The 8,358-nt window shown below is 62.1% G+C and carries 12 protein-coding genes and 1 tRNA gene; all 13 read right to left on the minus strand.

Going from position 1 to position 8,358, the window contains the following annotated elements; genetic code table 11:
• Positions 1 to 1,795 (minus strand): DNA-directed RNA polymerase subunit beta (locus GWP04_11215; GenBank protein ID NIA26121.1); only part of this gene is annotated, 1,795 nt, incomplete at its 3' end.
• Between the two features lie 240 nt (positions 1,796 to 2,035).
• The gene (rplL, locus tag GWP04_11220; protein ID NIA26122.1) at positions 2,036 to 2,419 is read right to left on the minus strand and encodes a 50S ribosomal protein L7/L12; all 384 of its coding nucleotides are present in this window, start codon (positions 2,417 to 2,419) and stop codon (positions 2,036 to 2,038) included.
• A 2-nt stretch (positions 2,420 to 2,421) separates the two neighbouring features.
• Positions 2,422 to 3,123 carry a 50S ribosomal protein L10 gene (gene rplJ, locus GWP04_11225; protein ID NIA26123.1) on the minus strand — a complete coding sequence of 234 codons (702 nt, stop codon included), beginning with the start codon at positions 3,121 to 3,123 and terminating at the stop codon, positions 2,422 to 2,424.
• Positions 3,124 to 3,786: 663 nt separating this feature from the next.
• Positions 3,787 to 4,503: a 50S ribosomal protein L1 gene (gene rplA, locus GWP04_11230; protein ID NIA26124.1), complete on the minus strand. Its 717-nt coding sequence runs from the start codon at positions 4,501 to 4,503 to the stop codon at positions 3,787 to 3,789.
• Positions 4,504 to 4,602: 99 nt separating this feature from the next.
• The gene (gene rplK, locus GWP04_11235) at positions 4,603 to 5,031 is read right to left on the minus strand and encodes a 50S ribosomal protein L11 (GenBank protein NIA26125.1); all 429 of its coding nucleotides are present in this window, start codon (positions 5,029 to 5,031) and stop codon (positions 4,603 to 4,605) included.
• A gap of 108 nt (positions 5,032 to 5,139) precedes the next feature.
• Positions 5,140 to 5,676: a transcription termination/antitermination protein NusG gene (gene nusG, locus GWP04_11240; protein NIA26126.1), complete on the minus strand. Its 537-nt coding sequence runs from the start codon at positions 5,674 to 5,676 to the stop codon at positions 5,140 to 5,142.
• A gap of 38 nt (positions 5,677 to 5,714) precedes the next feature.
• Positions 5,715 to 6,023 (minus strand): preprotein translocase subunit SecE, encoded by a 309-nt coding sequence (secE, locus tag GWP04_11245; protein NIA26127.1) that lies wholly within the window; start codon positions 6,021 to 6,023, stop codon positions 5,715 to 5,717.
• 15 nt (positions 6,024 to 6,038) lie between these two features.
• Positions 6,039 to 6,114, minus strand: a tRNA-Trp gene (locus GWP04_11250).
• Positions 6,115 to 6,172: 58 nt separating this feature from the next.
• A complete protein-coding gene (locus GWP04_11255) occupies positions 6,173 to 6,478 on the minus strand; it encodes a hypothetical protein (GenBank protein NIA26128.1) in 306 nt (101 codons plus the stop codon).
• 26 nt (positions 6,479 to 6,504) lie between these two features.
• Positions 6,505 to 7,068 (minus strand): sigma-70 family RNA polymerase sigma factor, encoded by a 564-nt coding sequence (locus GWP04_11260; protein NIA26129.1) that lies wholly within the window; start codon positions 7,066 to 7,068, stop codon positions 6,505 to 6,507.
• Positions 7,065 to 7,910, minus strand: coding sequence for a hypothetical protein (locus GWP04_11265; protein ID NIA26130.1), 846 nt, complete (start codon positions 7,908 to 7,910; stop codon positions 7,065 to 7,067). The genes GWP04_11260 and GWP04_11265 overlap by 4 nt, the downstream gene beginning before the upstream one ends.
• Positions 7,911 to 8,025: 115 nt before the next feature.
• The gene (rpmG, locus tag GWP04_11270; protein ID NIA26131.1) at positions 8,026 to 8,187 is read right to left on the minus strand and encodes a 50S ribosomal protein L33; all 162 of its coding nucleotides are present in this window, start codon (positions 8,185 to 8,187) and stop codon (positions 8,026 to 8,028) included.
• Positions 8,188 to 8,263: 76 nt separating this feature from the next.
• On the minus strand, positions 8,264 to 8,358 hold a 95-nt coding region (locus tag GWP04_11275; GenBank protein ID NIA26132.1), incomplete at its 5' end, for an elongation factor Tu.

Here is an 8,358-nt window from a genome sequence, read left to right on the forward strand (position 1 = left end):
GGAACGGAATCAGTGCCGTTGCGATCGAGACGATCTGCTTCGGGGAGACGTCCATGTAGTCGATCTCCGATGGCGGGACCGAGTCGACTTCGCCGCCACCGCCGGACATCCGTACGAGAATTCTGTCCTTGGCGAACGTACCGTCGGCATTCAGTGCGGCGTTGGCCTGCGCGATAACGAAACGCTCCTCTTCTGAAGCGGTCAGGTAATCGATCTGGTTGGTCACCTTGCCGTCGACGACCTTGCGATACGGCGTCTCGATGAACCCGTACTTGTTGACCTGGGCGTATGTCGCCAACGAACCGATCAGGCCGATGTTCGGACCTTCCGGCGTCTCGATCGGACACATACGGCCGTAGTGGGACGAGTGAACGTCGCGGACCTCAAATCCTGCCCGTTCACGGGAGAGACCACCGGGTCCCAGCGCCGAGAGACGGCGCCGGTGGGTTACTCCGGCGAGCGGATTCGGCTGGTCCATGAACTGGCTCAACTGGCTGGAACCGAAGAACTCGTTGATGGCCGAGATGACAGGACGAATGTTGATCAGGCTCTGGGGCGTGATTGCATCGGAGTCCTGTGTCGTCATCCGCTCGCGAACCACTCGTTCCAGTCGCGTCAACCCAACGCGCACCTGGTTCTGGATCAGTTCACCGACCGTTCGGATGCGGCGGTTGCCGAAGTGGTCGATATCGTCGATCCCCACCGGGATCTCGGTCCCGGCCCTGGTCGTGAACACCGTCTGGCCGGCGTGGAGGGCGATGAGGTAGCCGATCGCGTCGAGGATGTCGTCGTCGCTCAGCAGCCCCATCGTGGCCGGCTCGTACTCGTCCGGAATCGGGCGACCGAACTTCTGGTTCATCTTGTAACGACCGACCTTGGTCAGGTCGTAGCGCTTGGGATTCTTGAACAGCGTCTGCAACAGTCCCCGAGCAGACTCGACCGTCGTCGGCTCGCCGGGACGAAGCTTTCGATACAGATCCAGGAGCGCGTCCTCACGATCGATCGTCGTATCACGCTCGAGCGTCGTTCGGATCGCCTCTGCACCGCCAAACAGGTCAAGGATCTCCTCGTCAGTCTCGGCGATGCCGAGGGCACGCAGGAAAGCGGTGACGTGCTGGCGACGCTTCCGATCCACGCGCACGCCGATCGTGCCGCGCTTGTCCGTGTCGAACTCGAGCCAAGCGCCTCGGCCCGGAATCATCTTCGTGCTGTGGATCTCGCGATCAGAGGTCTTGTCCGGCGTACGGTCGAAGTAGACACCGGGTGACCGCACGAGCTGGCTGACCACGACACGCTCGGTACCGTTGATGATGAACACGCTCTTGTCGGTCATCATCGGGAAGTCTCCGAGGAACACCTGCTGCTCTTTGATCTCTCCGGTCTTCTTGTTCACGAACCGGGCGGTAACGAACAGTGGACGCGAGTAGTGGGCATCGCGTTCTTTGCACTCTTCAACAGAACGCGGCGGATCCCCGAAGCGATGGTCTGCCAGATCGAGCGCCAGCTCTCCGGTGAAATCTTCTATTGGAGAGATCGCGTCGAAGATTTCCTTCAGTCCCTCTTCGAGGAACCACTGGAAACTTTCGTATTGAAGAGCGAGGAGATTGGGGATCGGGAGAACTTCGGGGATTTTTGCAAAAGAAAGACGTGGGCTGACGCGCGAGGGCAACTGACTCCTCCTTGAACCCTTGGGACCTGACTGCGAACGGCGAAAAGCCAGGCTACCACACCCCTGCCCAGGCGGCAACACAGGTCTGACCAGCCGGCCTCCGCCGGCATCTTGCAGAACCAACATATCGTTTTGGCAAGGCAAGGTCAAGGGTATATCGGGGCTGGGGCCTGCCCGGTCTCCACTTCCTCGCTCACTGCCACAGTGCACCTGTGGGCGGCCCCAGGTGCGAACGACTGGTCGTTCGCACTCGATCCTGGGGCGACACCCGTGCACGCAAAGCCGCACCCGATCGCTCGGCGATAGCCGGGGCCACGAGTGGAGGGCGGCCCCATGGGACCGCCCTCCAGCCGTGGACGACGAAACCTACTTGAGCTCGACGCTCGCTCCGGCGCTCTCGAGTTGTTCTTTGGCCTTCTCGGCAGCCTCTTTGTCGACGCCCTCGAGCACGACTCCGGGCGCATTGTCGACCAGTTGCTTGGCTTCTTTCAGTCCAAGGCTGGTCAGGGCCCGGACCTCTTTGATGACCTGGATCTTCTTGTCACCGATCGCGGAGAGAACGACATCGAACTCGTCCTTCTCTTGCTCGGCCGCGGCTTCGCCGCCACCGGCGGCCACCGCAGCAACCGTGACCGGTGCGGCAGCGGTCACATCGAACTTCTCCTCGAACGCGTCCAGGAAATCCTTCAACTCCAGGACGGTCATTCCTTCGAAGACCTCCAGGAGCTCTTCTGTCGTCATTTTGGCCATTGTCATTCCTCCTCGGAAGCAGCGTCTTCGTCGTCGGCCTTGGTGTCCTCTTCGGCAGAGGTCTCTTCGGCAGAGGTCTCTTCGGCAGAGGTCTCCTCGACAGAGGCCTCCTCGGCTACGGAGACTTCCTCCGTGGCAACGGTCTCTTCGACCTCGGAAGCTGCTTTTTCAACCGGGGATTCCCCGGATGCTTCTTTCTTTTCAAGCAGTTGTGAGAACATCGACACTGCATCACGCGGCAGAGCCAGCAGCAACCCGGCGAGTTTGACCATGGGTGCCTCGAAAGCACCGGCCACTCTGGCGAGCAGGACGTCACGCGGCTCGATGTCGGCAAGCCTGGCGATCTTCTCCGGCAGGAGGATTTCTCCGGCCAGAATGCCACCCTTGATGATCAGCCGCTCGTGCTCCTTCGCGAAATCGCGAAGTGCCTTCGCTACCGGGACCGGATCGGTACCGGCAAACGCCAGAGCCGTCGGACCGGCCAGGACATCACGAAGTCCCTCCAGCCCTTCTGCGTCGGCGGCCAGCCGAGCCAAGGACATCTTGACGACCTTGTACTCGCCATCGGCTTCCCGCAAAGCGGCCCGAAGGGTCTGCTGTTCGGCAACCGTCAGACCGCGGTACTCGGTGACGAATGTCGCCCTCGCTTCGGTCAACCGTCGTCGGATCTCTTCAACTGCCTGGACCTTGTCAGGTCTTGGCATTGCTCCTCCTCTATGAGTAAGGCTCCTCGCCGAATACGACAGGAGCCACAGGGAGCGGAACCTGCGTGGGCCGGGGAACTTCCCCGTTTGAGCTCTGCGAGCGCCAACGGTCTTCGGTCGAGGTAATAGGAGTTGTGGCCGGCACGATAGCGTCTCATGACGCGCCCGGCTATTCGGCCGCTGCCGGCAGCCGGCAGCCGGCAGCCACAGCAGCCACAGCAGCCACAGCAGCCACAGCAGGGTTCCCGGCAAGACCACAACGTGTCAACTACTGGAAACTGACCAACTGGCCTCTGGACATCACCCCTCGGCTGTGGGACACTCATGGTGGACAACTTCGGGGTCTCCGTTCAGGCGCAAGGCGCCGTAGGAGTGGACGTAAGACAAAGGGCAACCGGGGTCGCTCCGGCCGAACGTGCAGCCCCTACCCTGCACTCGCCGTTGAGAGGCTTCGGGAGAGGCGGCCGCCCATCGCCGTCGCCCAGGCTCCCCGCATGGAGCCAGCGTGTCTCCGTTCGGAGGCCCCGATGTCCTTGAAAGCCCGGGCCGAGCCCGGGCTTTCAATGTGCCTTGCTCGGTACTCGGTAGTTCGTACTTCGTATCGCGACCTCAGGTCGGCCCCAAGACCGCGGGGCGAGCGTACTCGCTGCCGGCGGACCCTACCTAGTGCACCAGAGCGATCAGGTCGTCGACAGAACCGACATCCACCTTGACGCCGGGACCCATCGTCGAGGACACGGTCATGTTGCGGAGGAATCGGCCCTTGGTAGATGCGGGCCGTGCGCGAACGATCTCGGACGTCAAGGCCGCCAGGTTCTCGAGGAGCTGCCGAGCATCGAACGATACCTTCCCGATGGGAGCATGTATGTTGCCATAACGATCGTTGCGGTACTCGATCTTGCCGCCCTTGAAATCCCGCACTGCCTTCTCGACGTCGATGGTGACAGTCCCGGCTTTCGGGTTCGGCATGAGCCCGCGTGGACCGAGCACTCGGCCGAGTTTGCCGACCTCGGCCATCATGGAGGGAGTAGCGATCGTCACGTCGAAGTCGAGCGCCCGGCCGGCCTGGATCTCTGCGGCGAGCTCCTTGCCACCAACGATGTCCGCACCGGCGGCTTCGGCCTCACGGGCCTTGTCGCCATCAGCGAAGACAGCCACCCGAACCGTCTTACCGGTTCCGTGCGGCAGTCCGACGGTGCCACGCACCAACTGGTCGGCCTTCCGGGGATCGATCCCAAGACGGTACGCCACCTCGACGGTCTCATCGAACTTCGCGTAGGCGAACATCTTGACGAGTTCGATCGCTTCTTCAGGTGAGTACGCCGTGTGAGTGTCGTACCGCAGCGCGGCTTGCGAGTAGTTCTTGCCGTGTTTCGGCATTGTTCACCTCCGTGGTTCAAACGGCCCGCTCTTTGGCGAGCCTCCCATCCCTGTCCTGCACCTGGTACCTGGTACCTGGTACGGACGTCTGAGCGCTGCTCAGGCGTCCACCGTTATTCCCATCGAGCGCGCCGTGCCCTCGATGATCTTCATCGCCCCTTCGATGTCCACCGCATTCAGGTCCGGCATCTTCGTTTCGGCGATCTGGCGGATCTGTTCGCGGGTCACACTGCCCACTTTCTCCGCCTGGGGCATCGCCGAACCCTTCTCGACACGAGCCGCCTGCCGTAGGAGGACCGCTGCCGGCGGCGTCTTCGTCACAAATGTGAACGAGCGATCTTCGTAGATCGAGATCTCAACAGGGACGATGGTTCCCGCCTGGCTCTCCGTCGCGGCGTTGTACGCGCGAACGAAGTCCATGATGTTCACGCCGTGCTGACCCAGTGCAGGGCCGACCGGCGGAGCGGGAGTCGCCTGTCCAGCGGGGATCTGCAATTTCAGAATCGCAGCCAGTTTCTTTCGTGCCATTTCGTGTCCTCAAGTCTTCGGTTCTCGGTCTTCAGCCGCCAGCCAACGGCCTCCAGCTCCCAGCCCTTTTGCCGGCTGCTGGTAGCTGGAGGCTGGAAGCCAGCTTTCTTACTGTTTCTGGATGTCGCCAAACCCCAACTCGACAGGGGTATCGCGACCAAAGATGTTCACGAGGACGGTGACCTTCTGCTGGTCGACGTCCATGTCTTCGATGACCCCGTTGAAGTCGGCGAATGGCCCGGTGACCACGCGCACCGTCTCCCCGATCTCCCAGGCCGGCTTGAAGCGAGGGGCCTTCTTCTTCGGTTCGACATCCTGGACGCCCAGGAACCGTTCGACTTCGCGCCGTGACAACGGCGTCGGTTTCACGCCGGAGCCGACGAAGCCGGTGACGCCCGGGGTGTTACGTACGGCGTACCAGGAATCGTCGTCGAGATACATCCGCACGAGCAGGTATCCGGGGAAGACCTTCTTCGGGACGGTCACCTTGCGTCCGCCCTTGAACTCGACGACGTCCTCCATCGGGATGACGACCTCGAAGATCCTGTCTTCGATGTGCATCGAGCGTGCCCGCGACTCGAGGTTGGCCTTGACCTTGTTCTCATACCCAGAGTAGGAGTGCACGACATACCAGTCGCCTGGCAGATCGTATGGGCTGACGGGTCGTTCTTCGACAGTTTCGGTCATGAGGTCCCCAGAAAGAAAAGGACGCCGTCTTTGAAGAAGATGTCCAGAGCGAAGATGTAGATCGTCAGTGCGGTCGAGGTGATGACCGTTACCGCCGTGAACGCGATGAGTTGCTCCCGGCTCGGCCAGGACACTCTCTTGAGTTCCGCCCGAACCTCACGGATGAACCGTTGCAGACGTTGTGCCATCGAAAGCTGCTCGTTCCCACGTTGGGGACGCCGCTTTCGCTGCTGCTGCTGCTTCTTTCTCTTTTGTTTCAGTCGCCGGTCCTCACGCTCTTGGAGCCGGCGCATCTCTCGGTTCATCTTCTTACCTCTCGGCAGGGGTGGAGGGACTCGAACCCCCAACCTCCGGTTTTGGAGACCGGCGCTCTAACCAACTTCGAGCTACACCCCTAGGGGTTCGGGACGGATGAAGATTATACGTTCGCCCGGTTGAGGCTGTAAAACCCCGGTCAGCTCGCCGGCCGCAGCCGACGTCGGCCCCATATTGCCACAGCGACACCCGCAACCAAGAAGGCGACGGCGACCCGGGCCCTCGAAGGTTTCGCCGTGGCAGAGACGGGACGGTCGAGCAGGGACATGACCCTGGTGACAAACCACCGAGGAGCGGACACGGTCTCGTCCTTGAACTCGAGAAGGGCTCTGCGAACGGTCCGATACCCTGCGGCGTCCGCCTGGCAGACGAGGCAGTGATCGAGGTGTGCCTGATCGCCTTCACCAAGTGCCACGTTGCCGAGGATGTGTCCGGGCAACAACATGCGCACCTTCCTACATCGCAACCAGCTCATAGTTCCTCCCGCAGGTACTCACGCAATTTGATGTGCGCACGGTGGAGCCGCACCTTCGCGGCCGTCACGGTGATACCGAGCATCTCGGCAATCTCGCCGTGGGTCCAGCCTTCAACGTCCTTGAGGACAACGAGCGTGCGATGCACCTCGGGTAGGCGAGCAAGCGCATGCTGCAACGCCATGCGCAACACGGCACTCTCGCCTGCACGTTCGGGGGTGAGCCAGTCCGGGTCCGCCACATCGCCGGCCTCATCGAGCGACCCCGCCGACCGGCGCTTCGAACGAGTCCGCAGCGTCCATGCCGTGTTGACGGTGATACGGTGGATCCAGGTGGAGAACGCGGCGTCACCGCGGAACCGTGGGAGGGCCCTCCACGCCCTGATCATCGCTTCCTGTGCCACATCTGCCGCCATCTCTCGGTTCCCAACCAATCTGAGCGCCAAACTGAATACTGCGTGTTGATGCAGCTCTACCAGCCGCTCGAACGCCCCCACGTCTCCGGCGCGGGCACGGTCGACGAGTGCATCGGTCTCACTGCGTTCGACCTCCGGGTTCGTCATCGCGTTACCGCCAGGTCGGCCGTCACGTGCGTCCCGGTGTCCGATTGCAGGGCCACCCGAAACCGACCAGGGACATCGTCGATGACCCCTCCGACGACTCGCGTCTCCACGCCGGGCCGCAGTGGAGTGCGGAACCGAAATCGGGCGTCGGCGATCGGGCACCCTCCCGGTACGTAGCGTGCAACCGCCTGGGTCACCCATGCCGCAGACAGCAGGCCGTGCACGATGACCCCTTCGAGGCCGGCGGCGACGGCGCTGGCGTGATCCCAATGGATGGGGTTCCAGTCGTGGGACGCTCCCGCATAGCGAACGAGGTCTGCTCGGCTCGCAGATTTGATGAGCGGTTCGATGTGCGCGCCCGCCGCAGGAAACTCGAGGGCCGAGGCACGCTCGTTCCGCCCGCGTTCTGCTACATCCGGCTCACCGCCGTCCTCACCTGTCGGCGCGGCCTCGGTCGACACAACGAATGTCGACCGCCCCTGGACAACCGGTTCTGCACCAACAACCTCAAATCCGAAAACGATGATTCCCACACCGCCGCGGGAACGGACCCGTTCGACACTGCCGGTCACCGACAGAGGTTGGCCGATCTCCAGGGGATGGTGCCAGGTGAATGTCTGCTCTCCATGCAGAACGGATCCGACCTCGCCGACCACGATCGGGTCGGCGAGAAACGCAGGGGCGACGGCGAAGAGCAAAGCACCGGCGAACGACGGTGGAGCGAAGGACCGCCAACGGTCGGGGTCGTCTCCGGTGGCCTCCACGTACGCGCCGACCTGTCCAGTGTGGATCTGCACCTGGACCGGGCCGTAGCGGCGACCTGTCAGTTCATCGAGGCTCATATCGACTCCGTTGGACGCGGTGTCGGGGTGGACGTACGCCCACCCCGACCGAGGAACCCCTTTTCTCCACCCGCAGGGGAAACCACGATACTACGGCGCGGCTGCCCGCGTCGGCTCAGCGAGTCTCTCTGTGGACGGTGTGCTGTCGACACCATGCACAGTACTTCTTGAGCTCCAGCCGTTCTTTCGTATTGCGTTTGTTCTTGGTTGTTACGTAGTTGCGTCGCTTGCACTCGGTGCAGGCCAATGTGATCGGCGGACGCTTGTCAGATGCCATGGTTCTCTACTCGCTTTGGTTCTCTTCGTGCGAAATGTGAAGTATGCGATACGGAATGCCGCTCACACTTTGTTGGTTATTTGATGACTTTGATGACGGTGCCCGCACCGACAGTACGGCCACCCTCACGAATCGCGAACTTCTGACCCTCATCCATCGCGATCGGAGTGA

Source organism: Gammaproteobacteria bacterium (assembly GCA_011682695.1).
In the GTDB taxonomy this organism is placed as follows: domain Bacteria; phylum Actinomycetota; class Acidimicrobiia; order Spongiisociales; family UBA4744; genus BMS3Bbin01.

Bases quoted from the DNA above. Each gene is read 5' to 3' on its own strand.
- rplL (NIA26122.1), bottom strand. From the start codon at position 2,419: ATGGCCAAAATGACGACAGAAGAGCTCCTGGAGGTCTTCGAAGGAATG.
- rplJ (NIA26123.1), bottom strand. From the start codon at position 3,123: ATGCCAAGACCTGACAAGGTCCAGGCAGTTGAAGAGATCCGACGACGG.
- rplA (NIA26124.1), bottom strand. From the start codon at position 4,503: ATGCCGAAACACGGCAAGAACTACTCGCAAGCCGCGCTGCGGTACGAC.
- rplK (NIA26125.1), bottom strand. From the start codon at position 5,031: ATGGCACGAAAGAAACTGGCTGCGATTCTGAAATTGCAGATCCCCGCT.
- secE (NIA26127.1), bottom strand. From the start codon at position 6,023: ATGAACCGAGAGATGCGCCGGCTCCAAGAGCGTGAGGACCGGCGACTG.
- GWP04_11255 (NIA26128.1), bottom strand. From the start codon at position 6,478: ATGTTGTTGCCCGGACACATCCTCGGCAACGTGGCACTTGGTGAAGGC.
- GWP04_11260 (NIA26129.1), bottom strand. From the start codon at position 7,068: ATGACGAACCCGGAGGTCGAACGCAGTGAGACCGATGCACTCGTCGAC.
- GWP04_11265 (NIA26130.1), bottom strand. From the start codon at position 7,910: ATGAGCCTCGATGAACTGACAGGTCGCCGCTACGGCCCGGTCCAGGTG.
- rpmG (NIA26131.1), bottom strand. From the start codon at position 8,187: ATGGCATCTGACAAGCGTCCGCCGATCACATTGGCCTGCACCGAGTGC.